Annotated in this window: 27 protein-coding genes and 1 riboswitch; of the genes, 13 read left to right on the forward strand and 14 right to left on the reverse strand. The window is 70.4% G+C overall.

The window, feature by feature from the left end:
• Nucleotides 1-89: 89 nt before the first annotated feature.
• The 3 genes from ACFLIM_RS01220 to ACFLIM_RS01230 all read right to left on the reverse strand — a co-directional run bounded on the left by ACFLIM_RS01220 (nt 90) and on the right by ACFLIM_RS01230 (nt 2,300).
• Nucleotides 90-845, reverse strand: a complete 756-nt coding sequence (locus ACFLIM_RS01220; RefSeq protein ID WP_393160911.1) for a thiazole synthase — start codon at nt 843-845, stop codon at nt 90-92.
• Nucleotides 838-1,038 (reverse strand): sulfur carrier protein ThiS, encoded by a 201-nt coding sequence (gene thiS / locus ACFLIM_RS01225; RefSeq protein WP_393160913.1) that lies wholly within the window; start codon nt 1,036-1,038, stop codon nt 838-840. Before thiS ends, ACFLIM_RS01220 begins: the two co-directional genes overlap by 8 nt.
• Entirely contained in the window at nt 1,035-2,300 is a 1,266-nt protein-coding gene (locus tag ACFLIM_RS01230) for an FAD-dependent oxidoreductase (protein WP_393160915.1), read from the reverse strand. Before ACFLIM_RS01230 ends, thiS begins: the two co-directional genes overlap by 4 nt.
• Nucleotides 2,269-2,385, reverse strand: a riboswitch (TPP riboswitch). It overlaps the preceding gene by 32 nt.
• 52 nt (nt 2,386-2,437) lie before the next feature.
• Here ACFLIM_RS01230 and ACFLIM_RS01235 point away from each other — a divergent pair.
• Genes ACFLIM_RS01235 through thiE form a run of 3 tightly spaced genes read left to right on the forward strand, consistent with a single transcriptional unit; the run spans nt 2,438 to nt 4,628 of the window.
• Nucleotides 2,438-3,607: an NAD(P)/FAD-dependent oxidoreductase gene (locus ACFLIM_RS01235; RefSeq protein ID WP_393160917.1), complete on the forward strand. Its 1,170-nt coding sequence runs from the start codon at nt 2,438-2,440 to the stop codon at nt 3,605-3,607.
• A gap of 30 nt (nt 3,608-3,637) precedes the next feature.
• Nucleotides 3,638-4,012 carry an Rv2175c family DNA-binding protein gene (locus tag ACFLIM_RS01240; protein WP_393160919.1) on the forward strand — a complete coding sequence of 125 codons (375 nt, stop codon included), beginning with the start codon at nt 3,638-3,640 and terminating at the stop codon, nt 4,010-4,012.
• Nucleotides 3,990-4,628 carry a thiamine phosphate synthase gene (thiE, locus tag ACFLIM_RS01245; RefSeq protein ID WP_393160921.1) on the forward strand — a complete coding sequence of 213 codons (639 nt, stop codon included), beginning with the start codon at nt 3,990-3,992 and terminating at the stop codon, nt 4,626-4,628. The genes ACFLIM_RS01240 and thiE overlap by 23 nt, the downstream gene beginning before the upstream one ends.
• Before the next feature lie 249 nt (nt 4,629-4,877).
• Here thiE and ACFLIM_RS01250 read toward each other — a convergent pair whose 3' ends face one another.
• Nucleotides 4,878-5,945 carry a polyprenyl synthetase family protein gene (locus ACFLIM_RS01250; protein WP_393160923.1) on the reverse strand — a complete coding sequence of 356 codons (1,068 nt, stop codon included), beginning with the start codon at nt 5,943-5,945 and terminating at the stop codon, nt 4,878-4,880.
• A gap of 158 nt (nt 5,946-6,103) precedes the next feature.
• Between ACFLIM_RS01250 and metF the strand changes: the two genes are divergently transcribed.
• A complete protein-coding gene (metF, locus tag ACFLIM_RS01255) occupies nt 6,104-7,021 on the forward strand; it encodes a methylenetetrahydrofolate reductase [NAD(P)H] (protein ID WP_393160925.1) in 918 nt (305 codons plus the stop codon).
• Between the two features lie 554 nt (nt 7,022-7,575).
• On the opposite strand, the gene ACFLIM_RS01260 is transcribed toward metF, so the two are convergent.
• Both ACFLIM_RS01260 and ACFLIM_RS01265 read right to left on the reverse strand, forming a co-directional pair.
• On the reverse strand, nt 7,576-8,181 hold the full coding sequence (locus ACFLIM_RS01260) for a GNAT family N-acetyltransferase (protein WP_393160927.1): 606 nt from the start codon (nt 8,179-8,181) through the stop codon (nt 7,576-7,578).
• A gap of 10 nt (nt 8,182-8,191) precedes the next feature.
• Nucleotides 8,192-8,671 carry a YbaK/EbsC family protein gene (locus ACFLIM_RS01265; protein WP_393160929.1) on the reverse strand — a complete coding sequence of 160 codons (480 nt, stop codon included), beginning with the start codon at nt 8,669-8,671 and terminating at the stop codon, nt 8,192-8,194.
• A 98-nt stretch (nt 8,672-8,769) separates the two neighbouring features.
• Between ACFLIM_RS01265 and ACFLIM_RS01270 the strand changes: the two genes are divergently transcribed.
• Nucleotides 8,770-9,600: a L,D-transpeptidase family protein gene (locus ACFLIM_RS01270; protein ID WP_393160931.1), complete on the forward strand. Its 831-nt coding sequence runs from the start codon at nt 8,770-8,772 to the stop codon at nt 9,598-9,600.
• 82 nt (nt 9,601-9,682) lie between these two features.
• Here ACFLIM_RS01270 and ACFLIM_RS01275 read toward each other — a convergent pair whose 3' ends face one another.
• From ACFLIM_RS01275 to ACFLIM_RS01285, 3 genes are all read right to left on the reverse strand, one after another.
• Complete coding sequence (locus tag ACFLIM_RS01275) at nt 9,683-10,066, reverse strand: winged helix-turn-helix transcriptional regulator (RefSeq protein WP_393160933.1); 384 nt, start codon at nt 10,064-10,066, stop codon at nt 9,683-9,685.
• 69 nt (nt 10,067-10,135) lie between these two features.
• Complete coding sequence (locus ACFLIM_RS01280; protein ID WP_393160935.1) at nt 10,136-10,699, reverse strand: hypothetical protein; 564 nt, start codon at nt 10,697-10,699, stop codon at nt 10,136-10,138.
• A gap of 55 nt (nt 10,700-10,754) precedes the next feature.
• The gene (locus ACFLIM_RS01285) at nt 10,755-11,360 is read right to left on the reverse strand and encodes a TetR/AcrR family transcriptional regulator (RefSeq protein ID WP_393160937.1); all 606 of its coding nucleotides are present in this window, start codon (nt 11,358-11,360) and stop codon (nt 10,755-10,757) included.
• Between the two features lie 96 nt (nt 11,361-11,456).
• On the opposite strand from ACFLIM_RS01285, the gene ACFLIM_RS01290 reads away from it, so the two are divergent.
• The 3 genes from ACFLIM_RS01290 to ACFLIM_RS01300 all read left to right on the forward strand — a co-directional run bounded on the left by ACFLIM_RS01290 (nt 11,457) and on the right by ACFLIM_RS01300 (nt 13,894).
• Complete coding sequence (locus ACFLIM_RS01290) at nt 11,457-12,647, forward strand: cytochrome P450 (protein ID WP_393160939.1); 1,191 nt, start codon at nt 11,457-11,459, stop codon at nt 12,645-12,647.
• A 6-nt stretch (nt 12,648-12,653) separates the two neighbouring features.
• Nucleotides 12,654-12,845, forward strand: a complete 192-nt coding sequence (locus tag ACFLIM_RS01295) for a ferredoxin (RefSeq protein WP_393160941.1) — start codon at nt 12,654-12,656, stop codon at nt 12,843-12,845.
• Between the two features lie 602 nt (nt 12,846-13,447).
• Entirely contained in the window at nt 13,448-13,894 is a 447-nt protein-coding gene (locus ACFLIM_RS01300) for an SAV_6107 family HEPN domain-containing protein (protein WP_393160943.1), read from the forward strand.
• A 345-nt stretch (nt 13,895-14,239) separates the two neighbouring features.
• On the opposite strand, the gene bldD is transcribed toward ACFLIM_RS01300, so the two are convergent.
• The 5 genes from bldD to ACFLIM_RS01325 all read right to left on the reverse strand — a co-directional run bounded on the left by bldD (nt 14,240) and on the right by ACFLIM_RS01325 (nt 18,822).
• Nucleotides 14,240-14,734: a transcriptional regulator BldD gene (gene bldD, locus ACFLIM_RS01305; RefSeq protein WP_049574916.1), complete on the reverse strand. Its 495-nt coding sequence runs from the start codon at nt 14,732-14,734 to the stop codon at nt 14,240-14,242.
• A 301-nt stretch (nt 14,735-15,035) separates the two neighbouring features.
• Entirely contained in the window at nt 15,036-15,902 is an 867-nt protein-coding gene (locus ACFLIM_RS01310) for a universal stress protein (protein WP_393160945.1), read from the reverse strand.
• Nucleotides 15,903-16,625 (reverse strand): amino acid permease, encoded by a 723-nt coding sequence (locus tag ACFLIM_RS01315; RefSeq protein WP_393160947.1) that lies wholly within the window; start codon nt 16,623-16,625, stop codon nt 15,903-15,905.
• A gap of 10 nt (nt 16,626-16,635) precedes the next feature.
• Nucleotides 16,636-17,571: a carbamate kinase gene (gene arcC, locus ACFLIM_RS01320; RefSeq protein WP_393160949.1), complete on the reverse strand. Its 936-nt coding sequence runs from the start codon at nt 17,569-17,571 to the stop codon at nt 16,636-16,638.
• A 3-nt stretch (nt 17,572-17,574) separates the two neighbouring features.
• Nucleotides 17,575-18,822 (reverse strand): arginine deiminase, encoded by a 1,248-nt coding sequence (locus ACFLIM_RS01325; protein WP_393160951.1) that lies wholly within the window; start codon nt 18,820-18,822, stop codon nt 17,575-17,577.
• A 205-nt stretch (nt 18,823-19,027) separates the two neighbouring features.
• Here ACFLIM_RS01325 and pyrR point away from each other — a divergent pair, with 205 nt between their 5' ends.
• The 5 genes from pyrR to carB all read left to right on the forward strand — a co-directional run bounded on the left by pyrR (nt 19,028) and on the right by carB (nt 26,306).
• Nucleotides 19,028-19,597, forward strand: coding sequence for a bifunctional pyr operon transcriptional regulator/uracil phosphoribosyltransferase PyrR (gene pyrR / locus ACFLIM_RS01330; protein WP_393160953.1), 570 nt, complete (start codon nt 19,028-19,030; stop codon nt 19,595-19,597).
• Nucleotides 19,594-20,511 (forward strand): aspartate carbamoyltransferase catalytic subunit, encoded by a 918-nt coding sequence (locus ACFLIM_RS01335; RefSeq protein WP_393160955.1) that lies wholly within the window; start codon nt 19,594-19,596, stop codon nt 20,509-20,511. Before pyrR ends, ACFLIM_RS01335 begins: the two co-directional genes overlap by 4 nt.
• A complete protein-coding gene (locus ACFLIM_RS01340) occupies nt 20,508-21,794 on the forward strand; it encodes a dihydroorotase (RefSeq protein WP_393160957.1) in 1,287 nt (428 codons plus the stop codon). The genes ACFLIM_RS01335 and ACFLIM_RS01340 overlap by 4 nt, the downstream gene beginning before the upstream one ends.
• 143 nt (nt 21,795-21,937) lie before the next feature.
• Nucleotides 21,938-23,032 carry a glutamine-hydrolyzing carbamoyl-phosphate synthase small subunit gene (carA, locus tag ACFLIM_RS01345; protein ID WP_393161585.1) on the forward strand — a complete coding sequence of 365 codons (1,095 nt, stop codon included), beginning with the start codon at nt 21,938-21,940 and terminating at the stop codon, nt 23,030-23,032.
• Entirely contained in the window at nt 23,019-26,306 is a 3,288-nt protein-coding gene (gene carB, locus ACFLIM_RS01350; RefSeq protein ID WP_393160959.1) for a carbamoyl-phosphate synthase large subunit, read from the forward strand. The genes carA and carB overlap by 14 nt, the downstream gene beginning before the upstream one ends.
• Nucleotides 26,307-26,327 lie beyond the last annotated feature (21 nt).

Below are 26,327 nucleotides of genomic sequence, written 5' to 3' on the forward strand. Positions count from 1 at the left end.
CTGCGTCACGTCGAACACGCTCCGGCGCGGCGCCACGAGCCCGCCGGCAGCGCCGCGGCCGGGGTGCTGCGCCATGGTCGGATGGGTTGTCAGGGGGTCATCGGTGAGGATGCTTCGGCGTAGCGCCTGCGTGGGATGCGGCCCGCCTGGCGCGCCAGCCGTCCCGCCGCCACGGCCGCCTTCATGGCCGCCGCCATGAGATCGGGCCGTTGCGCCCTGGTGACCGCCGTGGCCAGCAGTACGGCGTCGCAGCCCAGCTCCATCGCCAGCGCGGCGTCGCTGGCGGTGCCGATGCCCGCGTCGAGGATCACCGGCACCGAGGCTGCCTCCACGATCAGCTCGATGTTGTGCGGGTTGCGGATGCCCAGCCCGGAGCCGATCGGCGCGCCCAGAGGCATCACGGCCGCGCAGCCCGCCTGCTCCAGCCGCCGCGCCAGCGCCGGATCGTCGCCGATGTACGGCAGCACCACGAACCCGTCCGCCACCAGCCGCTCGGCCGCGTCAAACGTCTCGATCGGGTCCGGCAGCAGCGTGCGCTCGTCGGCGATGACCTCCAGCTTGACCCAGCCGGTGCCCAGCGCCTCCCTGGCCAGCCGCGCCGTCAGCACGGCCTCGCCCGCGGTGAAGCAGCCCGCCGTGTTCGGGAGCACCTTGATGTCCCGCTCGCGCAGCACGTCCAGTACGGAGCCGCGCGAGCCGGGGTCGAGCCGCCGCATGGCCACCGTGGTCAACTCGGTCCCGGACGCGGCCAGCGCCTGGTCGAGCACCTCCAGCGAGGGCGCGCCACCGGTCCCCATGATGAGCCGGGAGGAGAACTTCTCCCCGGCGATGATCAGATCATCCACCTTGCACCGCCGTCAGAACCTCCACGCGGTCGCTGTCGCCGAGCACCGTCGTCTCCCACGAGCTCCGCGCGACCACCTCGTCGTTCACGGCCACGGCCACTCCGGTGGTGGCCGAGGTCAAAGTCCGTACGGCCTGCGCCACGGTAAGCCCGTCGGCCACCTCGTGCGCGGCCCCGTTGATCATCACAATCATGAAGTTTCCCGAAATCTCCCCGGCGAGCACAACGCCGCCAGCTCACCCTCTTCGCCCAGCACGCCATCTCCCACCAGCCCGCCTGCTCCGCCCGGCACGCCCGCCGGAATGCCTGCCACTGCGCTTGCCACGAGGGCCGCCGTGAGCGGAGCCAGCAGCACGCCGCCCCGGTAATGCCCGGTGGCCAGTGTGAGCCCCGGCGTCCCGCTGGGGCCGATGAGCGGCAGGTTGTCCGGCGTCCCAGGCCGCAGCCCCGCCACCACGTCGGCGACCTCCAGCTCGGTCACCCCCGGCACCAGCTCCCTGGCGTCGCGCAGCAGCTCGTAGAGCCCGCCCGCCGTCACCCTGGTGTCGAACCCCATCTCCTCCTGAGTGGCCCCGACCACCAGCTCGCCGTCGCCCCGGGGCACGAGGTAGACGGACGCGCCGTGCACGGTGCCCCGCACACACCGGGTGAGCAGCGGCCGCGCGGAACGCAACCGCATGATCTGCCCCTTCACCGGCCGGACGGGCACGTCGGCCAGCTCGGCACTCCAGACCCCGGCCGCCAGGATCACCTGATCGGCTCGCATCTCCGACGGCACGTCACCGGCGGCCCGGGCGTCGCGGTCTCCGGATGGCGCCAGGCGTACCCCGACGACCCGGCCGCCGTCGCGCAGGAGCTCGGTCGCGCGCGCCCGCACCAGCGGCACGCCCAGCCGGTCCAGGGCCGCGAGCAGCGCGGCCGTCACGCGGCGCGGGTCCACCCAGGCGTCGCCGGGCGCCAGCAGCCCACCGCGCACGGAGGGGGCCAGCATGGGCTCCAGGCGGCGGCATTCGCGCCCGGTCAGCCGTTCGACCGGCAGCGCCAGCTTGTCCATGAACGCCGCCAGCTCGTCCAGCGCCGCGAGATCGTCGGCCCCGAACGCCACGTCGAGCGTCCCCTCCGCCCGCAGATCCAGCCCCGCCCGGGCCGCTTCGCCGATGCCGAACCCTTCACCGAGAACGTCGTCGGCCCCGAACCCGGCGTCGGCCGCCAGCTCGGCGGCGAAGGAGGGCCAGCGGCGCAACGAGGCCACCCCCAGCCGCAGCAGCGGCGCCTCCGTATAGGTGACCTCGCTGACCGGAGCCAGCATTCCCGCGGCCGCGTGCGAGGCCCCCGAGGCCGGGGCCGGGTCCACCAGAGTGACCGGCCGCCCGTCGCGAGCCAGCCGCCAGGCGATCGACAGCCCGACGACCCCGCCACCCACGATCACGTCCACATGCGCTCCCTTCGCCGGCATGATCCGGATCAGGTGTCTTGCGGTCGAAGGCCCGGTGAAGCCTTCCTCTCAGCCCGGTAACGGCCGGACTCCCGCGCGTCTTACGACCCCAGCCTACGGCCTCGGTGCCACATCCAGACACCGCCCCCGTTATGGTCATGAACGTGAACCATGTCGTGGTGGTAGGAGCGGGACTGGCCGGACTGCGCACGGTGGAGGCGCTGCGCGGACGAGGATTCAGCGGCAGGATCACGCTGATGGGCCAGGAGCGCCACCACCCCTACGATCGCCCGCCCCTGTCCAAGGCCGTGCTGCTCGGCGACGCCGACACCAGCTACATCGACACCGACCTGGACGCGCTCGAGGTCGACTTCTGGCCCGGCGTCAGCGCCAAGGCCCTGCGCCGCGGCGTCGTGGAGACGACCGAGGGCGAGCTCGGCTACGACGGCCTGGTCATCGCCACCGGAGCCGAGCCGATCACACTGCCCGGCGACGGCCCCCAGCACGTGCTGCGGACCATCGACGACGCCCACGAGCTCAGAGCCATGCTGGTCCCGGGCGTCCGCGTCGCGATCATCGGCGCCGGATGGATCGGGGCGGAGGTGGCCACCGCCGCCCGCCGCGCCGGGTGCGTGGTGACGGTGATCGAGGCGGGTCCCACGCCGCTCGCCACCGCGCTCGGCACCGAGCTCGGCGCCCAAACCCAGCGCTGGTACGACGGCATCGACCTGCGGCTCGACACCATGGTCGACTCCGTGGACGAGGGCGGCGTGCGGCTGGTGGGGGGTGAGTTCGTCGAGGCGCACGTGGTGGTCACCGGCATCGGCGTGCGCCCGGCCGTCGAATGGCTCACCGGCGCCGACATCGACCTCCACAACGGCGTTGTCACCGACGAGCACCTGCGCGCCTCGCTGCCGAACACGGTCGCCGTCGGAGACTGCGCCGCCTGGTGGTCGCGCCGCTGGCAGACCAGGCTCAGGGTCGAACACTGGGACACCGCACTCAACGCCCCCGAGGTCGCCGCCGCCAGCCTGCTGGGGGAGGACGTCGCGTACGATCCCGTTCCGTACTTCTGGTCGGAGCAGTTCGGGCACATGGTGCAATACGCCGGTCACCATCCGGCGGGCGAGCGCCTCATCCACCGCGGCGATCCCGAGGGCAAGTGGTCGGCCGTCTGGCTCACGGCCGACGACGCCCTCGCCGCGGTGCTCGCCGTGGACCGGCCGCGCGACCTCGTACAGGGGCGTAGGATCATCGACGCAGGCCATCGTCTCGACGCGGAACGCCTGGTAGATCCAGAAGTCTCCCTACGGGATTGTGTTGTTTGAGCAAGGACGGCATGTGGTAGTTGTGGTTTCGTGACGCTTTCTGTTGCACAGATCGACCGGGAGACCGACCAGCTCGTAGACGAGTGGCTCACTCTCCCCGAAGTGGCCTCGCGCCTGGACCTTTCAATAGGGCGGGCCAAGCAACTCCTCAAGGATCACAAGCTCCTCGGCGTGCGCCGGGGGAGCGGCGGGCCTCAGGTGCCCGCGGTGTTCCTGGATGGAAAGGACGTGATGAAGGGCCTGCCCGGCACGCTGACCGTGTTGCTGGATGCCGGCTACGACGATGTCGAGTCGCTGCGCTGGCTCTTCACCCCCGACGAGTCCCTGCCGGGGTCGCCCATCCAGGCGATCAAGGCCGGCCGTCATACCGAGGTCAAGCGGCGTGCCCAAGCCCTCGCTTTCTGAGGCCCGCCTCTATCTCTGCACCGGCGGCCGCCGCGACCGCGGCGACCTGGCAGAGTTCCTCGATTCGGTGCTGGCCGCCGGCGTGGACATCGTCCAGCTGCGCGAGAAGGGCCTGGAGGCGCGCGAAGAGCTCGCGCTCCTCGAGGTCTTCCGCGACGCCTGCGACCGGCACGGCAAGCTGCTGGCCGTCAACGACCGGGCGGATCTCGCCTACGCCGCCCGGCCCGACGTGCTCCACCTGGGGCAGGACGACCTTCCTGTGACGGTCGCGCGAGAGATACTCGGCGACGACATCGTCATCGGACGGTCCACCCACTCCGCCGCCGAGGCTTCCGCCGCGGCCGTGGAGGAGGGCGTCGACTACTTCTGCTGCGGCCCCATCTGGCCCACGCCCACCAAGCCCGGCCGCCCCGCTCCCGGCCCGCCGCTGCTCAGGCACGCGGCGTCGCTGGGCGTCGCGCGGCCGTGGTTCGGGATCGGCGGCATCTCCCTCGACAACCTCGACGAGGTCATGTCGTACGGGGTGAGCCGGGTGGTGGTGGTACGCGCGATCACCGACGCGGACGACCCGGGGGCGGCCGCGGCGGAGTTCGCCAAGCGCCTGTCACCGCACTGACACACGGAGGCACCCGCCCACACACGTGGGTGCCTCCACGGCGGTCCGCCGAAATGTGAGTCGAGCATGCCCGCAAAGCCGATCAGCGCTGCCCGGCACACGCGTCGGCCGGTGGGCCTGCACACGACGCGCGACCGCCCGGCCGGCCTCGGACGCGGTGCGCGACGCCCGGTCGGCCCCTGCAACTGCCCGCAGCGGCGTGCGTCCGGGGCGGGCGGGACGCAGCGGGGTGTCGTGGGTCCGGGCCGGTCAGGTTTTGCGGGAGGTGGCGGCGATGGCCAGTTCGGTCAGGGCGGCGCGGGCCTCCGGCGTGACAGGCGCCTCGTCGAGGGCGGCCAGCGCATCGCCCAGGTAGTCGCCGATCAAGTCCTCACACTCCTGGAGCGCGCCCGTGTCGTCGATGATCCGCCGCAGCGTCTCCACCCCGCTCTCGTCCAGCCCAGGATCCCCGAGCAACCGCCGCACGGTCGCCGCGTCGTCAGGGGAGGCGGCCACGAGAGTACGGGCCACGAGCATCGTCCGCTTGCCCTCACGCAGATCGTCCCCGGCGGGTTTGCCCGTCTGCGCAGGGTCGCCGAACACCCCCAGGATGTCGTCGCGAAGCTGGAACGCGATCCCGACCCGCGTGCCGTACCCGGTGCACAGCTCGTCCATCCACGGCGCGAGCTCCGCTCCCGCGAGCACCAGCCCGAGCCTGAGCGGCTGCTCCACCGAGTATTTGCCGCTCTTGTACAGCGCCACCCGCAGCGCCGAGTCGAACGTGTTCTCCCCGTGCGCCTGTTCCAGCAGGTCGAGGTATTGCCCGCACATCAACTCGGTGCGCATGTGGTCGTGCACGGGCTGGGCCGCCTCCAGCGACTCGCGCGGCAGGCCGCTGGTGCGCCACATCTCGCCCGACCAGATCAGCAGCAGGTTGCCCAGCAGGATCGCCGCGCCCTCGCCGAACTGGGGGGCGGAGCCGTACCAGCCGGACTTCTCGTGCATCGCCTGGAAGCGGCGGTGCGCCGACGGCATGCCCCGGCGCAGGTCGCTCTTGTCCATCACGTCGTCGTGCACCAGCGCGCTGGCCTGCAGCAGCTCCAGCGAGGCCGCCGCGGTGAAGATCTCCGGCACGTCCGTGCCGCCCGCGCCGCGCCAGCCCCAGTAACAGAACGCCGGACGCAGCCGCTTGCCGCCGGACAGCAACTCGGCGGCGAACGTGCGCAGCGGCGCGAACTCGGTGTCGCCGGTGGCGGGCAACCGCCGTTCGACGAACTCTCCGAGGGCGTGCTCGACCCGCGTGCGCAGGGCGTCCATGCCGGCGGCGTCAGTGGTCATGCCTTGAGGGTAGTGGCCGGGTGGATGAGCTTCGATCTCCAGGTGCCTCTGTAGCCGCCGGTCCCGCCGATGTGACCCTTGCCCGGTCCGCTGCCGGAGCCCGAGGCTCGACCAGCGCTGTAGTCCCGCCTCGGGCGGGTACCTGTAGCCTTGGGGCCATGGCGCTTGGTCGACCCTCCATCCGGCCCGATCGTGTTCCCACCGTCCGCGACATGCTCGCCGCCGGTGGCCGTACGTTCTCCTTCGAGTTCTTCCCCCCGAAGACCGACGAGGGCGAGCGGCAGCTCTGGCGGGCGATCAGGGAGCTGGAGTCGCTGCGGCCGACGTTCGTGTCGGTGACCTACGGCGCCGGGGGCACCACGCGCGATCGCACGGTCGACATCGTCGAGCGGATCGCCCACGCCACCACGCTCACCCCCGTGGCGCACTTCACCGCGGTCAACCACTCAGTACGCGAGCTGCGCCACCTGGTGGGGCGCTTCGCCGACGCCGGGGTGCGCAACATCCTGGCCGTCCGCGGCGACCCCCCTGGTGACCCGGCGGCCGAGTGGGTGCGGCACCCCGAGGGCGTGCTCTACGCCGAGGAACTGGTGCGGCTGATCAGGCAGGCGGGCGACTTCTGCGTCGGCGTGGCCGCGTTCCCCTACAAGCATCCGCGCTCGCCGTCCATCGAGTCCGACACCGAATACTTCGTGCGCAAGTGCCGCGCGGGGGCCGACTACGCGATCACGCAGATGTTCTTCCAGGCCGACGACTATCTGCGGCTGCGGGATCGGGTGGCGGCCGAGGGGTGCGAGACGCCGATCATCCCGTGCATCATGCCGGTCACCCAGATGAGCACGATCGCGCGGTCGGAGCAGCTGTCGGGGGCGCCGTTCCCGCCGGACGTGGCGGCCCGCTTCGAGGCCGTCGCCGACGACCCGGCGGCGGTGCGGCGGCTGGGCATCGACCACGGGGCGGCGCTGTGCCAGCGGCTGCTCGCGGAGGGCGCGCCGGGCATCCACTTCATCACCTTCAACCGCTCCAGCGCCTCCCGCGAGGTCTTCCAGCGCCTCGAAGTCGCTGTCTCCCCCTGAAAACCCCAACCCCCATCGCTGTCTCCCCCCGAAAACCCCAACCCCCATCCTGTACGGCGGAGCCAACGGCACACCACCCGCCGACCAGCGCTGATGGCCTCCAGGAAGACGCCCGCTGACCCGCACAGGGCGGGCCGCCGCCACGCCGCAACGTGGGCCGGACAAGTGGTTCAAAAGCGTTGACCGGGCAAGGGACAGCCGCTGCCACGCCGCAACGTGGGCCGGACAAGTGGTTCAAAAGCGTTGACCGGGCAAGGGACAGCCGCTGCCACGCCGCAACGTGGGCCGGACAAGTGGTTCAAAAGCGTTGACCGGGGGAGGGACAGCTGCTGCCACGCCGCAACTGGGCCGGACAAGCGGGTTCCAGAAGCATTGACCGGGGCCGATACACCGTCTCCCGGCCAGGGGCCCGTCACCCGCCCGCAGGGGGACCGGGCGGGTGACGGGTAGGGGATAGTAGCCGACGGGTAAAAGGTCAGTTACTTTCTGTAATGGATGATGCCCATGGTCATGCACGGTAAACCCACGAGTCACGTGAGTATCAGGCGTGATGGTCAGGGCAGGGGGAGCGGGCGGCCCACGATCGCGTACTCCTCGTAGCCCCCCGGGAAGACGAACCTGGTCAGGAGGTCCGTGAAGCCCATGCTGGCGTAGAGGTGGCGGGCGGCCGTGGGCTGGTCGTGTGTGGACAGGACGGCCGAGCGTTCGTGGCGGCCCGCGCACAGCGTCCGGATCATGGCGCGGCCGATGCCCTTGCCCTGGTAGTCGGGGTGGACGTGGATCTCGGCCAGTTCCAACGCGTGTCCCAGCCAGGCGTTGGCCGCCTCCCGGCCGGCCCGCTCCGTCAGTGCCCTGAGGACCACGTCGTGCCACCACTGCCCGGGTGCGCCGCGGAAGCCGTACGCGAAGCCGACGATTTTCGGCTCCACGTCTTTGAGTTCGACGTCCTGTTTGGGTTCGAGGTCGGGAAGAGAAGGGGACGAATCGCGCAATTCCGCGAAATAACACTGGAAATGGGGATATGTCCCGTGATTTCGCATGATGGTCTTGCGGCCGTTGATCTGGTCCTCGGGCGGGTTCATGGCCGCCGTGTAGATGTCGATCACCGTCTCCAGCCGCTCGGTGAACTCGGCCGGACCCGCTCCGCGAAACTCGATCACCCGTCGCACACTACTCGACGTCCACAGGGACGCCCCCGGTGATGCGCACCAGCTCGTCGAACGTCGTCGGGAACACCGTCAGCGGATGCCCTCCGGCCGCCCACACCACCTCGTGCTTGCTCAGCCAGTTGTCCACCAGGGTCCGGACCGGCGCCGGGTGCCCGACCGGGGCGACGCCGCCGATGGGCTGGCCGGTGGCGGCCCTGACGAACTCCGGGGTCGCACGGCGTACCCGCTGGACTCCTGCCGTGCGGGCGACGAGCTCCACGTCCACGCGGTGCGCCCCGCTCGTCAGCACCAGCAGCGGCGCGCCGTCCGCCTCGAAGATCAGGCTGTTGGCGATGGCCCCGACCTCGCACCCCAGCTGGGCGGCGGCGGTCGCGGCCGTGGGCGCCTTCTCCGGCAGTACGACGATCTCGCCGTTCGCCCCCAGTTCGCGCAGTGCGGATTCCACGACAACGGCATTCGCCGGCAACAACTTCTCAGGCATGAAGACACTCTAAACAAGTTGACCGCTTGATTACCGGTTCATGGTGAGTGGTGTAGGGTCCACTGATCTGTTCGTAAATGGTATGAGAGGTGGTACTGGTGGGGGCTCGACGGCTGCCCGGGGTGGCTGCTCTCCTGACGGCTGGCGCCGTCGTTCTCACGGGTTGCGGCACGCAGGCGCCCGCGCGGTCCTCGCCGGTCGCGACGTCGGTGATCCCCGCCGCCACCCAGGCGAGCACGGCGGCGGCCGCCCAGTCCGGCCCGGCCGCCACGGCCACGGTCGTCGCGCCGCGCAAGACGCTCAAGCTCGGCGCCAAGGGCGAAGACGTCAAGTGGATGCAGAAGCGCCTCACCGAGCTCGGCTACCGTCCCGGCAAGGCCGACGGCAAGTACGGGGGGACGACGCTGGCGGCCGTGTGGGCGTTCCAGAAGGTCAACGGCATCAAGCCGACGAGCAAGATCGCCAACCGCACCTGGGCCGCCCTGGAGACCCCGAAGTCGCCCAAGGTCCTGGTCAAGAACGGCAAGCCGACGCGGGCCGAGGTCAACCTGACGAAGCAGATCATGGTCCTGTACGTCGACGGCGAGGTGGAGCTGATCACCCACGTGTCGTCCGGGAGCGGCATCCCGTACTGCGAGACGGCGACGTGGCAGGGCAAGCAGCAGCGGTTCTGCGGCTCGGCCGGCACGCCGACGGGCAACTACAAGACGACGTGGCGCACGAGCGGCTGGCACAAGTCCTATCTCGGGCAGCTCTACAACCCGATCTTCTTCAACGGCGGGATCGCCTTCCACGGGGCACTGTCGGTGCCGCTCTATCCGGCTTCGCATGGTTGTGTGCGGATGCCGATGAACGTGGCACAGGTCCTGCCGGGGATGCTCGGCAAGGGCGTGCCGGTCTACGTCCGAGGCAAGTTCAAGCGTCCCTGAGCGGCGGGTGCTGTCGTGCCGGGTGTCGTGGACCGCGATCGCGCCCGGCAGGGCTGGACCGCCTGGTCGGACCCGCGCCGCCCTAGTGAGCCGCGTCCCAGTGCTCGCGGGCGTCCGCGATGGCGTCCTTGTGCTCGCGCGACCAGCCGGCCAGGCGCTCGATGGCCTCGGCGAGGCTGCGGCCCATCGGCGTCAGCCGGTATTCGACCTGCGGCGGGATCGTCGGGTACGCGGTCCGCTCGGCCAGCCCGTCACGGCACAACTGCCGTGTCGTCAAGGTCAGCATGCGCTGGGAGATGCCGGGAATCGCCCGATGCAACTCCCCGAACCGCCGAACCCCCTTGGCCAGCTCCACTATCACCAGCACCGTCCACTTGTCGCCGATCCGGTCGAGCACGTCGCGGATCCCGCAGTCGTCGTCCCCGCAGGGGCCACTGACCGGAGAGGTTATGTGCGCGACTGACATGAAAGTGCCTCCTTGCGGCGAACGCCGGCCTCTGCCCATGCCGGGACCCGTTGACCTGCCAGATCCACCCTAGGGGCGTCCGGACCCTGACGGCGTGCTTCGCGTGCCCTCCTGGCCGGCCGCCGCCTGGCGCCTGCCCGCACCGGCCGCCATCGTCAGGCCGACGGCCTGCGCCAGCCCGGCCGCGAGCAGGATGAAGGCCGTGCCCGGCTGCCATGGGGGAACGCCGTCGACGAAGTCGGGAACGTCGTAGAGCCCCCCGAGGCCCTTCACGGGGTTGATGAGCGCGACGAGGAACCCGACGGCGTACGGCACGATCAGGACACCGGAGAACACGAGGAGGAGCGTGCGGCCCCGGCCGCGCCGCCGTAGCAGCACGCCGATCAGCACGAAGGCCACCGCCACCACCCCCACGAACAGGGCCGTCCACCAGACCAGCCGCCACGTGTCCACGCCGACCGCCGTCATCCCGTCGGCGTCCACCCGGCCCCCCTCCCACTCCGGGCCCGCGATCTGCGCCTGCACTGCCGTCCGGATGGCGACGTGGTTGACGGCCGCGTACGCCGCCGCCAAGATCGGCCCCAGCGCGAGCAGGACGAAGCCGACCGGCTGCCCTCGACCGCTCCCCGCCATCCGCTCTCCTCTCCAGCTCCGAGGGGACAGCTTCTCAAATGCGCGCCGTACCTGCCTAGCAGAGGGAGCTCAGCCCCCGCACCGCGACCTCGGCCCCGCGGCGGGCCGTGGCCCACATCTCCTCCAGCGACCGATCGTGCTCCATGTTGACCATCACCGCCAGCTTCACCGCGCCGACCAACGCCCCCACCGCCGCCGCCGCCTCGGTCGGGTCCAGCTTGTCCGGGTACGCGTCGTGCAGCGCCCGCGCCAGCCTGAGCTGGCTGTCGAACAGCACCAGCAACGCCTTGGCCTGCAACGTCGGCTCCGTCATGATGAGCCGCAGCCGCACCTCCGCGTCCTCGAACGTGAGCTCCTCGTGCGCGGCCGACCACACGAAGCTGTCCTCGATGAACCTGACCAGCACGTCGGCCGGCGACTGCCCGGCCGCCTTGTTCGCCAGCGTCGAAAGAGCCAGCTCTATCCGCTCATGCGTGTCGTAGAAGACGACGTCCTCCTTGCTCGCGAAGTAGCTGAAGAACGTGCGCGTCGACACGTCGGCCGCGGCGGCGATCTCCGCGAGCGTCGTCTCCTCGAACCCCTTCTCGTCGAACAGCCGGAGCGCCGCCTCGATCAGCGCCCGGCGCGTGCGCTGCTTCTTGCGCTCCCGCAGTCCCACCATGCCGGAACTATACTGCACGCATATAGGTTTTTCATCGGTTGAAATTTTGCAACGGTTGATGTTTTCTGGGAGCCAAGCGAGGAAAGGACCCGCAGCATGTCCGAAGTCACGTATCCCACCGCCCGCCAGCGGCCGCTCGACCCGCCAGACGAGGTCACGCGGCTGCGACAACAGGCGCCTATGCACCGAATGAGGTACGCCGACGGCCATCTCGGCTGGCTGGTGACCGGCTACTCGGCCGCCCGCGCGGTGCTGGCGCACCCGCACTTCAGCAACCGGCCGGAGACGATGCACCCGCCGATCCCGGCCAGGATGAGGTTCACGGAGAAGCAGGAGTTCCGGATGCCGCCCGGGTTCTTCCTGCGCATGGACGCGCCCGAGCACACGCGTTACCGCAAGCTGCTCACCGGGCAGTTCACCGTGCGCCGGATGAAGATGCTCGAGCCCAGGATCGCGGAGATCGCCGACGCCTGCCTGGACGAGATGGCCGCCTCCGGCGGGCCCGTGGACCTCGTGCAGGCGTTCGCGCTGCCGATCCCGTCGCTGGTGATCTGCGAGCTGCTCGGGGTGCCGTACGAGGACCGTGCGCAGTTCCAGCAGGACTCCAAGATCCTGGTCAACCTGGAGACCAAGGCCGACGACGCGATCGCGGCGCTGGGGCGGGTCATGGCGTACCTGTACGGGCTGATCGGGCGCAAGCGCAAGGAGCCGGCCGACGACCTGCTCGGCGGGCTCATCGAGAGCGGGGAACTCGACGACGACGAGCTGACCGGGGTCGCGTTCCTGCTGCTGGTGGCCGGGCACGAGACGACCGCGAACATGCTGGGGCTGGGGACGTACGCGCTGCTCACGAACCCCGACCAGCTCGCCGCCATGCGGGACGACCCGTCGGTGGTGGACAACGGCGTGGAGGAGCTGCTGCGCTACCTCACGATCATCCACCTCGGCCCGTTCAGGACCGCCCTGGAGGATGTCGAGATCGAGGGCAACCTCATCAAGACGGGCGAAACGGTCGGCATCCACCTGCCCACCGTCAACCGCGACCCCTCCCGCTTCGCCGACGGCGACGCGCTCGACGTCACCAGGCCCGCCGGCGGGCACCTGACCTTCGGCCACGGCATCCACCAGTGCCTCGGCCAGCAGCTCGCCCGCGCCGAGATGCGCATCGGGTACCCCGCGCTGCTGCGCCGCTTCCCTGGCCTACGCTTGGCCGTAACACCCGAGGAGGTGCCGATGCGCTCGGACATGAGCATCTATGGAGTGCACCGCCTCCCTGTCACTTGGTAGGTCACGATGGAAATCAAGGCGGATACGACGGTGTGCATCGGGGCGGGCATGTGCGCGCTGACGGTGCCGGAGGTGTTCGATCAGAGCGAGGATGAGGGTACGGTCGTGCTCCTGCAGCAGGTGCCGCCGGAGGAGCTGGAGGACGGAGTCCGCCGCGCCGTGACCCTGTGCCCGTCGGGGGCCATCTCCGCCTCATGACCACCACCACGTTGACACCCCCCTGAAACCACCGGCCGTCGCCGCTCCCTACCGCGCGGCGACGGCCCACCCATGCCTGCGCTCTTATGGCTGCCGCCCATGCGACCCGCGTTGTCATGCCGCCCGCATTGTCACGCCGCCTGTGCCGTCAGCACCCCGCACCTCTCCCGCCCCAGGCCGCGCGTTCTTGCGGCGGTGCGGACGCGGCGATGGCGGATGGTGCAGTCGGGTGAACATCGTGCTATCCCCGTGTGTGTCGGTCATTTCACTTCATGGTCATCGAACCTGTGTTCGTGGAACTGGTTGACACCAAAGGTGATCGAAATTATGTTCGACCTAGTGACGGTGAGGCTCGCGGCTCAACGTCACCAGGACCTGGCCGCGGGCCGTTCGCTTCCCCAAGCGATCGCCCGCGGCCAGGCCCACGGGCGAAGGGTGCGTCCTCGTCGTCGGCGGAGACGAGCGGGCGTGTCCTGGCCGGACGGGGTGAGGGGAAGCTCCTCGTCCGGCCAGCCCGGCGGAAATGTCGGTGGGGTCTGCAAGTGTTGGCTCCACCGGCGGAGACGCCGGCGGCCGCCCACGACTCCAAGGAGGCGCGCAAGATGGCACCAAGGCCTAGAGACACACCCGGGCCCCGGCTGTCGCCTGCGGTTCGGGCACACTTGACCGATTCACGTTCCTGCCTGGCGGAGGCGACGAGCGCTCGCACCCCGGCATCCCGATATGTGGCAGCACACCTGGCAGCCCTTCGAGCGGCGGCGGCGATCCTGGCCGCCCGGCCTCGTCCCATGGAGGGCCGCAGGCGTCGCCTGCGCAGTGCGTGGGAGCTGCTGCCCGAGGCCGAGCCGCACCTGGCCGAGTGGGCCGCCTACTTCTCGGTGAGCGCCGCCAAGCGCGCCGCCGCGGAGGCGGGCATGGTCAGCAGAGTCAGCGCGGCGGACGCCGACGAGATCCTGGCCGAGGCGGAGACGTTCGTCTCCACGGTCGAAGACCTCCTCGGCGTCCCCGCCCAACCCCAACTCCCCGTGGACGTCCCCCTGGCCGGCTGACGACCCCAACCACCCGCGACCTTCCTGAGCGCAACCCGCGCTCAAGCGTGCGACCCCCGCGAGTCGTGCGACCCCCGCTGGACAGCACCATTCCGGGGTGCGGGGTCGCTTCGAGCGCGCCACAGGGCGATGGCGCGGCAGGGGCCAGGCCGACGCCGCCGCGCTTGGTGGCGGCGCTTCCTGCCGTCCCCTCAGTGAGCGTTACGCGATGGGGTGAAGGCCGAAGGGCTCGCCAGGGGTGCGGCGAGCCCTCGAACCGGCGCAGGAGGCCTCACGAGCGGGCGACCAGGGTGGCCTCCAGGCCGGGCGAACCTCAGGTCAGGAACCGCCTCGGTTCAGGCGCCCTCAGAACGACTCGACTGCTCGCCGGGCCTCGGCGTCGAGGACGCCCCAGCTGATGAGCTCCTCGGTCAGCTCAGTCGGCGACTTGTCGTAGATCACCGCCAGGGAGCGCAGGTCCTCCTGGCGGATCGACAGGACCTTGCCGTTGTAGTCACCACGCTGGCTCTGGATCGTGGCGGCGTACCGGGCCAGCGCCCCCGCCTTCTCCTTCGGCAGCGTCGCAAGGCGCTCCAGGTCGATCACAAGCTTGGGTGTCGGCCCGAGCGGGCTGGGCGCGGCTCCGCCCGGCAGCAGCTCGGAGACGGGCACCCCGTAGAAGTCGGCAAGCTCGGCAAGCTTCTGCACGGTCACCGCTCGGTCGCCACGCTCATATGAGCCCACGACTACGGCTTTCCACCTGCCGCGGGACTTCTCTTCGACTCCATGCAGGGACAGGCCCTGCTGGGTGCGGATGGCGCGGAGTCGTGCACCCAGCGACTTTGCGTACTCAGACGGCATCGTGTGGCCCCCCGGCTCTCGTATGTATCGCTCTCAGTAGATTGTGCTCCCTTGCGGCGAATGCCCGAGCCACCGGGGGGTGAGGTGCCATGCTCGGCACCAACGGTAGCCATGGCCCTGGGTTTACCCCAGAACGCCGCGCGGTGTGGTTACGCACAGTGACGGTAAAGGGGTGGACGCCTAAGGTCAAGCTGATTGGAAAAAAGATGCCGAATCCGGTCCGGGAGGGAACGCAACAAACGCCCCTCATGTCCCACTGCTAACAGTACTTCGTCAGAGTTTGACGAGTGACTCCCCGCAGTCAGGTTTCGCGGGTGAGAATCATGACTGGGCAGGTCGAGGCACGTACGATCTTGATCGAGGTGTCGCCGAGGAAGACCCGCCTGAGTGGCCCGGTGTTGCTCGAAGCGCATATGATCATCTCGCCGGGGAGCCATGAGGTCGTGCCGAGTGCCTGGGCGACGTTGCGGCCCTCCAGCACCTCGACCTCCACCGGCAGTCGCCGCCGCGGCCCGCGCGCCACGGTTCGCAGGTCGGCCGCCGATTGGTCGCGCAGGCGTACCAGCATCTCCTCCTCGACCTTCGCGCGCCTGGCGCTGCTGATCACCAGCGTGACCAGCCGCAGCGGGACGCCGAGCGAGACCGCCGCCCTGGCGGCGTCCCTGACCGCGGCGTCGCAGCCGGGGCCGCGGCGGTAGCCGACGGTGAGGCGGTCGAAGGCGGCGGGCGGCTTGTCGCCGTAGCCGCGCGGGGCGAGCAGGACGGGGACGGAGGAGGAGTGCAGGAGCTGGTCGGCGGTGCTGCCGACGGTGATGCGGTCCCTCCCGCCGCGCGGCGCCGAGCCGATCACCACGACGTCCGCGCCCCGCTTGCGGGCCAGCTCCACCAGCCCGCGCCCGCTGCCCTTGTTGGTGTGGACCACGTAGTCGGCGTCCTCGCCCGCCAGCTCGCGGGCCTGCGCGAGCGTCGCGTCGGCCTGCTCCTCAAGGTAGGCGCGCCAGGCGCTCAGATCTGCCCTGGCGGGCCCGGGCGGGGACCAGGCGGGCGGCTGCACGGCCGCCACCGTCAGGCGCCCGTGCGCCTGGTCCCTGAGCAGTACGGCCAGCGCCAGCCCGTCCTTGCCCCGCGACCCGGGGATGTAGCCCGCCAGCACGTTGTCGAGCTTCATTCAGGTCACCTCGGCATTCAGCCGCGAATGGCCGTAGCCGTACAGGAAGTAGCAGATCAGGCCCACCAGCATCCACAACCCGAACGCCAGCCAGGTGACCCCGGCCAGGCCCGCCATCACGATGACGCAGAAGATCGCGCCGAGCACCGGCGTGGCGGGGAAGAGCGGGGTGCGGAAGCTGCGCGGCAGCTCGGGGCTGCGGTGGCGCAGGACGAGCACGCCGACGTTCACGATGGCGAAGGCGAACAGCGTGCCGATGCTGGTCGCCTCCGCGAGCTGGCCGAGCGGCATCAGCCCGGCCAGCACCGAGATGAACAGGGCGACGATGAGGGTGTTGGCGACGGGCACCTGGTGGCGCGGGTTGACCCGCTGGAAGACGCGGGGGATGAGCCCGTCGCGGGACATCGCGAACAGGATGCAGGTCTGGCCGTAGATGACCGTGAGCACGACGCTGGCGATGGCGATCACCGCGCCGAACGACACGATCAGGCCCGGCCAGGTCGCCCCGGCGGCCAGGTCGGCGATGCTGGCCAGGCCGGCCTCGGTGCCCTCGGCGTCGAAGTCCGTCCACGGCATCGCCCCGACGGCGGCGAGGGCCACCAGCACGTAGACGGCGGTCACGATGGCCAGTGACAGGATGATCGCCAGCGGCAGGTCGTGCCCGCCCTCGGCCACGATCCGCTCGGTGGGCTTGGTACGGAAGAGCCGTTGCGCCAGTGTCATCGGACACCCCCTACAGGGTGCTCGTCAGCGGCCACCTGCCGTTGGGTGTGACGATCGTGCCCGCTGAGCCGTCGAGTATGCGCTCGGCCTCGTCCAGCTTCCCGATGGCGGCCATGTCGCCGGTCGTCTCGACGAACCGGCACGCGGCCTCCACCTTCGGCCCCATCGACCCGTCGGGGAAGTCCATGGCCCGCAGCTCGTGCGGCGTGGTGTGGGCGATCTCCGTCTGGTGCGGCGTGCCGAAGGCCCGCATGACGCGCGGCACGTCGGTCAGGCTCAGGAACGCGTCGCATTCGAGCGCCTCGGCCAGCATCGAGGCGGTCAGGTCCTTGTCGATGACCGCCTCGACGCCGGTCAGCCGGCCGTGCTCGTCGCGTACGACCGGGATGCCGCCGCCGCCCGCGCAGATCACGACCACGCCCTCGCGGATCATCTGGCGGATCAGCCGCGTCTCGACCACGCGCCGCGGGGTGGGGGAGGGCACGACGCGCCGCCAGTGCGAGCCGTCCTGCGCGACCGTCCAGCCGTACTCGCCGGCCAGCTTCTCGGCCTCCTCCCGCCCGTAGACCTGGCCGACGAACTTGGCCGGGTGGTCGAAGGCCGGGTCCACGGCCGTCACCAGCGTCTGCGTGACCATCGCGAGGACCTGCCTGCCCGGCAGCGCGTTCTGCAGGGCCTGCTGCATCCAGTAGCCGATCATGCCCTGCGTCTGCGCGCCGAGCGTGTCGAACGGGTAGGGCCTGGTCAGGTTGGGGTCCGCGGCGCTCTCCAGGGCCAGCAGGCCGACCTGGGGGCCGTTGCCGTGGGTGATGACCAGCTCATGCCCGGCGGCCAGCCTGGCGAGCGTCCTGACGGCCGTGCGTACGTTGCCCAGCTGCACGTGGGCGTCCGGCTGCTGGCCGCGCTTGAGCACCGCGTTGCCGCCCAGCGCGACGATGACCCGCATCCCTCAGATGCCCTCTCGCTCAAGGGGGCAGCTCATGCACCGCGGCCCGCCGCGTCCCCTGCCGAGCTCGCTGCCCCTGATCGTGATCACCTCGATGCCGTTGTCGCGCAGGTAGTTGTTGGTGGTGGTGTTGCGCTCGTAGGCGACGACCACGCCGGGCTCCAGCGCCAGCCCGTTGCAGCCGTCGTCCCACTGCTCCCGCTCGGCGGCCGACACGTCCTGGGCAGGGGTCAGGACCGTGATGTCGGCCAGGTCCAGGGCGTGCGCGATCGCCTTGTGCATGTCCTGCGGCGGGTGGTCGGTGACCTTGAGCTCCTTCTGCGTCTCGCCGGGCTCGATGGTGTACGCGGGCAGCATGCCGAGGCCCGCGTACTGGGTGAACACGCCCACGTCCAGCATCGTCATCACGGTGTCCAGATGCATGAACGCCCGCGCCTTCGGCATGTCGAGTGCCACGATCTTCGTCGCCGAGCCGGCCCTGAACAGCCGCTGCGCCAGCATCTCGACCGCCTGCGGCTGCGTGCGCTCGCTCATCCCGATCAGCACCGCGCCCCGGCCGATGACCAGCACGTCGCCGCCCTCCATGGTCGCAGGCGCCACCGGCTGGCCCGGCATCCAGCAGTGGTAGCCCCCCTGCCCCGGCCGGTTGAAGCCGTCGGCGAACGTCGGGTGGTACATGTAGACGGCCTCCATGTTGACCGTCTCCCGCATGCGGGCCTTCTTCTTCATCGCGTTGATCGACACGCCGTCGTACACCCAGCAGGAGGTGTCACGGGTGAACAGGTGGTTGGGCAGCGGCGGCAGGATGAAGTCCTCCTCGCCCATCGCGTGGAAGGTCACCGCGTCGTCGGGGTGGCAGCCCATCGCGACCAGCTCGCGCTTGGTGATGCCGCCGGTCAGGTAGACCTGCAGCGTCGCCGCGTCCATGCCGTCGAGCGTGTTGCGGATGTCGTCGATGGCCCCGGGGCCGAGCCAGCGCTCGTCGATGACCGCGTCGAGGATGTGCTTGCGCGCCTCCGGGATGTCGACCGTCTCCGTGAGCAGGTCGGACAGCAGGTAGACGCGGATGCCGCGCTTGTCCAGCACCTGCTGGAACTCCTCGTGCTCCTCCATCGCGCGCTGAACCCACAGCACGTCGTCGAAGAGGAACTCGTCCTTGTTGGTGGGGGTGAGCCGCCTGAGCGCCAGGTCCGGCTTGTGCAGCAGGACCTGCCGGAGGCGCCCGACCTCGGAATCGACATGAAAGGTCATCTCTGAGGTATCCCCTCCCCGGGTGTGCGCGACGCCGACCTCCGGTGACGTGCCCTGCGCGCAGCGTGTTGACACGGCGGCTCGCCGGGAATCCGCGCCACGGGAGGGCTCGCGCGTTGTTCCTGGTAGCCCCTGGTACTGTGTGTCCCGACCAACACCCTTTTAAGACCCGTCCCGTGAGGCGGGAAAGGTGGTGAGATTCGCCATGTCCGGTTCCATGTCCGACTCCGTGTCGGAATCGAGGGCCGTGCTTGAGGCCCCAGATATCCATCGGGCGCTGACCCGGATCGCGCACGAGATCCTCGAGCGCACCAAGGGCGCCGGTGACGTCGTCCTCCTGGGCATCCCGACCCGCGGCGCGACGCTGGCGCGCCGGCTCGGCGAGCGCATCGAGCAGTTCGAAGGCGTCAAGACGCCTGTCGGCTCGATCGACATCACGATGTACCGCGACGACCTGAGGCTCAAGCCCGCCCGGCCGCTCGGCCGCACCGAGCTGCCGCCCGACGGCATCGACGACAGGGTCGTCGTGCTCGTCGACGACGTCCTCTACTCGGGCCGCACCGTGCGCGCCGCGCTCGACGCGCTCAACGACCTCGGCCGCCCGACGGCCGTGCAGCTCGCCACGCTGGTCGACCGCGGCCACCGCGAGCTGCCCATCCGCGCCGACTACGTGGGCAAGAACCTCCCGACCGCCAAGAGCGAGAAGGTCAAGGTCTACCTGCAGGAGATCGACGGCCGCGACGCGGTGCTGCTCATGAAGGGGGACGCCAAGTGAACCGGCATCTGATCTCCGCGGGCGACCTCACCAAGGACGACGCGCTGCTCATCCTCGACACCGCGGAGGAGCTGGCGAGGGTCTCGGAACGTTCCATCAAGAAGCTGCCGACGCTGCGCGGGCGCACGGTGGTCAACCTGTTCTTCGAGGACTCCACCCGTACCCGGATCTCGTTCGAGGCGGCGGCCAAGCGGCTGTCCGCCGATGTGATCAACTTCTCGGCCAAGGGGTCGAGCGTGTCCAAGGGCGAGTCGCTCAAGGACACCGCGCTCACCCTGGAGGCCATGGGCGCGGACGCGGTCGTCATCCGCCACAGCGCCTCCGGCGCGCCGCACCGCCTGGCCAACTGGGTGCACGGCAGCGTCGTCAACGCCGGCGACGGCACCCACGAGCACCCCACGCAGGCGCTGCTCGACGCCTTCTCCATGCGCCGCCGCCTGGGCAGCCTCGAAGGGCGCAGGGTCACGATCGTCGGCGACGTGCTGCACAGCCGGGTCGCCCGCTCCAACGTGCTGCTGCTGCACACGCTCGGCGCGGAGGTCACGCTGGTGGCGCCGCCCACGCTGCTGCCGGTGTCCATCGGCACCTGGCCGTGCGAGGTCTCCTACGACCTCGACGCGGTGCTGCCCAAGTCGGACGTGGTGATGATGTTGCGGGTGCAGAAGGAGCGGATGAACGCCGCCTACTTCCCCTCGGAGCGCGAATACTCGCGGCGGTACGGCCTCGACCGCGACCGGTTCGCCAAGATGCCCGAGGACTCCATCGTGATGCACCCCGGGCCAATGAACCGGGGCATGGAGATCGCCGCCGAGGTGGCCGACTCGGCGCGCTCCACGATCGTCGAGCAGGTCGCCAACGGTGTGACCATCCGCATGGCCGTCCTGTACCTGCTGCTCGGGGGAGACACAGCATGATCATCAAGAATGTCAGGGTCCTTGGCGGGGACGCCGTGGACATCCGCGTCGAGAACGGGCGGATCGCCGAGGTCGCACCCGGGCTGACCGGCGGGGAGGCCGTCGACGGCGGGGGCGCGATCGCGCTGCCCGGGCTGGTCGACCTGCACACGCACCTGCGCGAGCCCGGCAGGGAGGACGCCGAGACCGTGCAGACCGGCACCCAGTCGGCGGCCCGCGGCGGCTACACCGCCGTGCACGCCATGGCCAACACCTCGCCCGTCGCCGACACCGCGGGCGTCGTCGAGCAGGTCTGGCGGCTCGGCCGCGAGTTCGCGCACTGCGACGTGCATCCGGTCGGCGCCGTCACCGTCGGCCTGGAGGGCCGGCAACTGGCCGAGCTGGGCGCGATGGCCGACTCGGCCGCCCGCGTGCGCGTCTTCTCCGACGACGGCAAGTGCGTGGACGACGCCGTGCTGATGCGCCGCGCCCTGGAATACGTCAAGGCGTTCGACGGCGTCATCGCCCAGCACGCCCAGGAGCCCAGGCTCACCTCCGGCGCCCAGATGAACGAGGGCGTCGTCTCCGGCAGGCTCGGCCTGACCGGCTGGCCGGCCGTGGCGGAGGAGGCGATCATCGCCCGCGACTGCCTGCTGGCCGCCCACGTCGGCTCCAGGCTGCACGTCTGCCACGTCTCCACCGCCGGTTCCGTCGAGATCCTGCGCTGGGCCAAGTCCAAGGGCTGGAACATCACCGCCGAGGTCACCCCGCACCACCTCCTGCTCACCGACGACCTCGTCGAGGAGTCGCCGGTCGGCGCGTACAACCCGATCTACAAGGTCAACCCGCCGCTGCGCACCCGCGCCGACGTCGAGGCGCTGCGGGCCGCGCTGGCCGACGGCACGATCGACATCGTCGCCACCGACCACGCGCCGCACCCGGTCGAGGACAAGGAGACCGAGTGGTCGGCCGCCGCCATGGGCATGGTCGGGCTGGAGACGGCGCTCAGCGTGGTCCAGCAGGCCATGGTCGAGACCGGCCTGCTCGACTGGGCGGGCGTCGCCCAGCGCATGTCCGTGGTGCCCGCGCGCATCGGCCGCCTGGGCGGTCAGGGTCAGCCGCTGGAGGCGGGCGCGCCGGCCAACATCACGCTGTACGACCCGTCCGTACGCACCGAGGTGGACCCGTCCGCCTTCGCCTCGAAGAGCAGGAACACCCCGTACGAGGGGATGACGCTGCCCGGCAGGGTGGTGGCCACGTTCCTGCGCGGCAGGCCGACCGTTCTCGAAGGGAAGCTGGTGTGAACGACAGCCACGCTGACGTTGTCAAGAGCGTGCCGCGTAGCCCCTCGGGGGGCGAAGCCCCCCGAGGGGCGGTGCAGAGCGTGCCGCGTAGCGGCTCCTCGCTTTCCGGGGGGTACTTGGGGGGCGAAGCCCCCCGAGTGGCGGTGCTCGTCCTGGAGGACGGCCGCGTCTTCCAGGGATCTCCGTACGGCGCCGACGGTGAGACGTTCGGCGAAATGGTCTTCAACACCGGCATGACCGGCTACCAGGAGACCCTCACGGACCCGTCCTACCACCGGCAGATCGTCGCCATGACGGCGCCGCACATCGGCAACACCGGCGTCAACGACGAGGACCCCGAGTCCGCGCGCGTCTGGGTCGCCGGCTACGTCGTGCGCGAGCCGTCCAGGGTCGTCTCCAACTGGCGGGCCAACCGATCGCTCGACGACTACCTCAAGGAGCAGGGCGTCGTCGGCATCGCGATCCCCGGCACCCGCGCGCTCACCCGCCACCTGCGCGAGCGCGGCGCCATGCGCGCCGGCATCTTCACCGCGCCTTCCGAGCCGGTGGAGGACCTCGTCGAGCGGGTACGCCGGTCGCCCCGCATGGAGGGCGCCGACCTGGCCGCCGAGGTGGCCACCACCGAGCCCTACGTCGTGCCCGCGATCGGTGCGAAGCAGTTCACCGTGGCCGCCGTGGACCTGGGCATCAAGGGCATGACGCCGCACCGGATGGCCGAACGCGGCTGCGAGGTGCACGTGTTGCCCGCTGACGCGACCTTCGATCAGATCATGGCGGTCGAGCCGGACGGCGTCTTCTTCTCCAACGGGCCGGGCGACCCGGCCACGGCGGACGTCTCGGCGCTTCAGGGTGTGCTGCGCGCCGAAGTGCCATTTTTCGGGATCTGCTTTGGCAACCAGCTGTTCGGGCGGGCTCTGGGGCTTTCCACGTACAAGCTGCGTTACGGGCACCGGGGGGTCAACCAGCCGGTCCAGGACGTGCGCACCGGGAAGGTGGAGATCTCGGCGCACAACCACGGATTCGCCGTGGAAGCGCCGTTGGACGGGCCTTTCGACACCCCGTACGGGCAGGCCGAGGTCAGTCACGTCAACCTCAACGACCGCTGCGTGGAAGGGCTGCGCCTGCTCGAGGGGCGGGCCTTCAGTGTCCAGTACCACCCGGAGGCCGCGGCCGGGCCCCATGACGCGGCATACCTTTTCGACGAGTTCTGTGAGGTCATGAGCCGTGCCCAAGCGTGAGGACATCAGGTCAGTCCTGGTGATCGGCTCGGGGCCGATCGTGATCGGTCAGGCGTGCGAGTTCGACTACTCGGGCACCCAGGCGTGCCGGGTGCTGCGGGCCGAGGGGTTCCGCGTCGTGCTCGTCAACAGCAACCCGGCGACGATCATGACCGACCCCGAGTTCGCCGACGCCACGTACGTGGAGCCGATCACCCCCGAGTTCGTCGAGAAGATCATCGCCAAGGAGCGGCCCGACGCGCTGCTGCCCACACTGGGCGGCCAGACCGCGCTCAACACGGCCGTGGCGCTGCACGAGTCGGGCGTGCTGGAGAAGTACGAGGTCGAGCTGATCGGGGCCGACTTCGACGCGATCCAGGCGGGGGAGAACCGCGAGCGGTTCAAGGAGATCGTCGCCAAGGTCGTCCGCGAGCACGGGCTCAACGCCGAGTCGGCCAGGTCGGTCATCTGCCACACGATGGACGAGAGCCTGGCCGCGGCGGGTGAGCTGGGCTACCCGCTGGTGGTACGCCCGTCGTTCACCATGGGCGGCGCCGGCTCCGGGTTCGCCTACACCGAGGAGGACCTGCGGCGCATCGCCGGCTCCGGGCTCGACGCCTCTCCGACCACCGAGGTGCTCCTGGAGGAGTCGATCCTCGGCTGGAAGGAGTACGAGCTGGAGGTCATGCGTGACAAGCATGACAACGTGGTCATCGTCTGCTCCATCGAGAACATCGACCCCATGGGCGTGCACACCGGCGACAGCGTGACCGTCGCGCCCGCGCTGACCCTGACCGACCGCGAATACCAGAACATGCGCGACGTCGCCATCGCCGTCATCCGCGAGGTCGGCGTAGACACCGGCGGGTGCAACATCCAGTTCGCGGTCGACCCGCGCACCGGGCGCATGATCGTCATCGAGATGAACCCGCGCGTGTCCAGGTCCTCAGCGCTGGCCTCCAAGGCCACCGGGTTCCCGATCGCGAAGATCGCCGCCAAGCTGGCCATCGGCTACACGCTCGACGAGATCCCCAACGACATCACCAAGGAGACCCCGGCCTCCTTCGAGCCGACGCTCGACTACATCGTGGTGAAGGTGCCTCGCTTCGCGTTCGAGAAGTTCCGCGGGGCCGACCAGACGCTCACCACGCACATGAAGTCCGTGGGCGAGGCCATGGCCATCGGCCGCTCCTTCCCCGAAGCGCTGCAGAAGGCGCTGAGGTCGCTGGAGAAGAAGGACGCGTCCTTCTCCTGGGCGGGCTCGCCCGGGGAGAAGGCCGAACTGCTCGACGCGTGCCGCACCCCGCACGACGGGCGGCTGCGTACGATGCAGCAGGCCATCTGGGCAGGCGCGACGGCCGAGGAGCTCTTCGAGGCCACCAACGTGGACCCATGGTTCATCGATCAGCTCTTCCTGCTGCACGAGGAGGCCGAGGCGGTCGCCGACGCGCCCGAGCTGACCGCGGAGGTGCTCCAGCGCGCCAAGCACCACGGGTTCAGCGACCCGCAGATCGGCGAGATCCGCGGCATCGACGAGGCCAGGGTGCGCGACCTGCGGCACGCGCTCGGGCTGCGGCCGGTCTACAACACGGTGGACACGTGCGCCGCCGAGTTCGCCGCGAAGACGCCGTACCTCTATTCGACCTACGACGAGGAGAGCGAGGTCCCCTACGGCGAGCGGCCGAAGGTGATCATCCTCGGCTCCGGGCCCAACCGCATCGGGCAGGGCATCGAGTTCGACTACGCGTGCGTGCACGCATCGTTCGAGCTGTCCAGGGCCGGGTTCGAGACCGTCATGGTCAACTGCAACCCCGAGACCGTCTCGACCGACTACGACACCTCCGACCGGCTCTACTTCGAGCCGCTCACGCTGGAGGACGTCCTGGAGGTCGTGCACGCCGAGCAGCAGACGGGTCCGGTCGCGGGCGTGATCGTGCAGCTCGGCGGGCAGACGCCGCTCGGCCTGGCGCAGGCGCTCAAGGACGCGGGCGTGCCCGTGGTCGGCACCTCGCCCGAGTCCATCCACCTGGCGGAGGAACGCGGCGCGTTCGGCCGGGTGCTGGCCGAGGCGGGCCTGCCCGCGCCCAAGCACGGCACCGCGCTCACCGTGCCGGAGGCACTGGAGATCGCCGAGGAGATCGGCTACCCCGTGCTGGTACGCCCCTCGTACGTGCTCGGCGGCGCCGGCATGGCCATCGTGTACGACGACGAGACGCTGACCACGTACATGGCGGCCCAGGAGGGCGGCCATCCGGTGCTGGTGGACAAGTTCCTGGACGAGGCCATCGAGATCGACGTGGACGCGCTCTACGACGGCGAGGAGCTCTACCTGGGCGGCGTCATGGAGCACATCGAAGAGGCCGGGATCCACTCGGGCGACTCGGCGTGCGCCCTGCCGCCCATCACGCTCGGCGGCAACGACATCAAGCGCATCCGCGCCGCCACCGAGGCCATCGCCGCGGGGGTCGGCGTGCGCGGGCTGCTGAACGTCCAGTACGCCATGTCCGCCGGCGTCCTGTACGTCCTGGAGGCCAACCCGCGCGCCAGCCGTACGGTCCCGTTCGTGTCCAAGGCCACCGCGGCGCCGCTGGCCAAGGCGGCGGCCCGGTTGATGCTCGGCACGTCGATCTCCGCCCTGCGGGAGGAGGGCATGCTGCCCGCCACGGGAGACGGCGGGACGCTGCCGCTGGACGCGTCCATCGCGGTCAAGGAGGCCGTGCTGCCGTTCAACCGGTTCCGGGGCGTCGACACCGTGCTCGGGCCCGAGATGCGCTCCACGGGCGAGGTCATGGGCATCGACGAGTTCTTCGGGATCGCGTACGCGAAGTCCCAAGCCGGGGCCTACGGCGAGTTGCCGACCAAGGGACGCGCGTTCGTGTCCGTGGCCAACAGGGACAAGCGTGCGATGATCTTCCCTGTGAAGGCACTGGCGGATCTCGGGTTCGAGATCCTGGCCACCGAGGGGACAGCCGAGGTGCTGCGCCGCAACGGCGTCCATGCCAAGATCGTGCGCAAGCAGAGCGAGGGACCAGGGCCCGGAGGTGAGCCTACGAGCGTGCAGAGCATTCTCGACGGCGAGGTCGACCTGATCGTCAACACGCCGTTCGGCAGCCCGGGACAGTCCGGGCCGCGGCTCGACGGCTACGACATCCGCACCGCCGCGGTGCTGCGCGGCATCCCGTGCATCACCACGGTCGCCGGGCTGGCCGCGGCGGCCGCGGGCATCCAGGCGATCGTGCGCGGCGACGTGGGCGTACGGTCGCTCCAGGAGCACGCGCAGGCACTCCGGGGCTGACCCCGCACGGGAGGTGAAGAC

It is taken from the genome of Nonomuraea marmarensis (assembly GCF_043197025.1).
GTDB classification, from domain to species: Bacteria; Actinomycetota; Actinomycetes; order Streptosporangiales; family Streptosporangiaceae; genus Nonomuraea; species Nonomuraea marmarensis.

What these genes read in the sequence shown, in the direction of transcription:
- thiS (WP_393160913.1), bottom strand. Translation starts at nt 1,038, where the DNA reads ATGATTGTGATGATCAACGGGGCCGCGCACGAGGTGGCCGACGGGCTT.
- ACFLIM_RS01230 (WP_393160915.1), bottom strand. Translation starts at nt 2,300, where the DNA reads ATGCCGGCGAAGGGAGCGCATGTGGACGTGATCGTGGGTGGCGGGGTC.
- ACFLIM_RS01235 (WP_393160917.1), top strand. Translation starts at nt 2,438, where the DNA reads ATGAACGTGAACCATGTCGTGGTGGTAGGAGCGGGACTGGCCGGACTG.
- ACFLIM_RS01250 (WP_393160923.1), bottom strand. Translation starts at nt 5,945, where the DNA reads ATGACCACTGACGCCGCCGGCATGGACGCCCTGCGCACGCGGGTCGAG.
- metF (WP_393160925.1), top strand. Translation starts at nt 6,104, where the DNA reads ATGGCGCTTGGTCGACCCTCCATCCGGCCCGATCGTGTTCCCACCGTC.
- ACFLIM_RS01265 (WP_393160929.1), bottom strand. Translation starts at nt 8,671, where the DNA reads ATGCCTGAGAAGTTGTTGCCGGCGAATGCCGTTGTCGTGGAATCCGCA.
- ACFLIM_RS01275 (WP_393160933.1), bottom strand. Translation starts at nt 10,066, where the DNA reads ATGTCAGTCGCGCACATAACCTCTCCGGTCAGTGGCCCCTGCGGGGAC.
- ACFLIM_RS01280 (WP_393160935.1), bottom strand. Translation starts at nt 10,699, where the DNA reads ATGGCGGGGAGCGGTCGAGGGCAGCCGGTCGGCTTCGTCCTGCTCGCG.
- ACFLIM_RS01285 (WP_393160937.1), bottom strand. Translation starts at nt 11,360, where the DNA reads ATGGTGGGACTGCGGGAGCGCAAGAAGCAGCGCACGCGCCGGGCGCTG.
- ACFLIM_RS01290 (WP_393160939.1), top strand. Translation starts at nt 11,457, where the DNA reads ATGTCCGAAGTCACGTATCCCACCGCCCGCCAGCGGCCGCTCGACCCG.
- ACFLIM_RS01295 (WP_393160941.1), top strand. Translation starts at nt 12,654, where the DNA reads ATGGAAATCAAGGCGGATACGACGGTGTGCATCGGGGCGGGCATGTGC.
- ACFLIM_RS01300 (WP_393160943.1), top strand. Translation starts at nt 13,448, where the DNA reads ATGGCACCAAGGCCTAGAGACACACCCGGGCCCCGGCTGTCGCCTGCG.
- bldD (WP_049574916.1), bottom strand. Translation starts at nt 14,734, where the DNA reads ATGCCGTCTGAGTACGCAAAGTCGCTGGGTGCACGACTCCGCGCCATC.
- ACFLIM_RS01310 (WP_393160945.1), bottom strand. Translation starts at nt 15,902, where the DNA reads ATGAAGCTCGACAACGTGCTGGCGGGCTACATCCCCGGGTCGCGGGGC.
- ACFLIM_RS01315 (WP_393160947.1), bottom strand. Translation starts at nt 16,625, where the DNA reads ATGACACTGGCGCAACGGCTCTTCCGTACCAAGCCCACCGAGCGGATC.
- arcC (WP_393160949.1), bottom strand. Translation starts at nt 17,571, where the DNA reads ATGCGGGTCATCGTCGCGCTGGGCGGCAACGCGGTGCTCAAGCGCGGC.
- ACFLIM_RS01325 (WP_393160951.1), bottom strand. Translation starts at nt 18,822, where the DNA reads ATGACCTTTCATGTCGATTCCGAGGTCGGGCGCCTCCGGCAGGTCCTG.
- pyrR (WP_393160953.1), top strand. Translation starts at nt 19,028, where the DNA reads ATGTCCGGTTCCATGTCCGACTCCGTGTCGGAATCGAGGGCCGTGCTT.
- ACFLIM_RS01340 (WP_393160957.1), top strand. Translation starts at nt 20,508, where the DNA reads ATGATCATCAAGAATGTCAGGGTCCTTGGCGGGGACGCCGTGGACATC.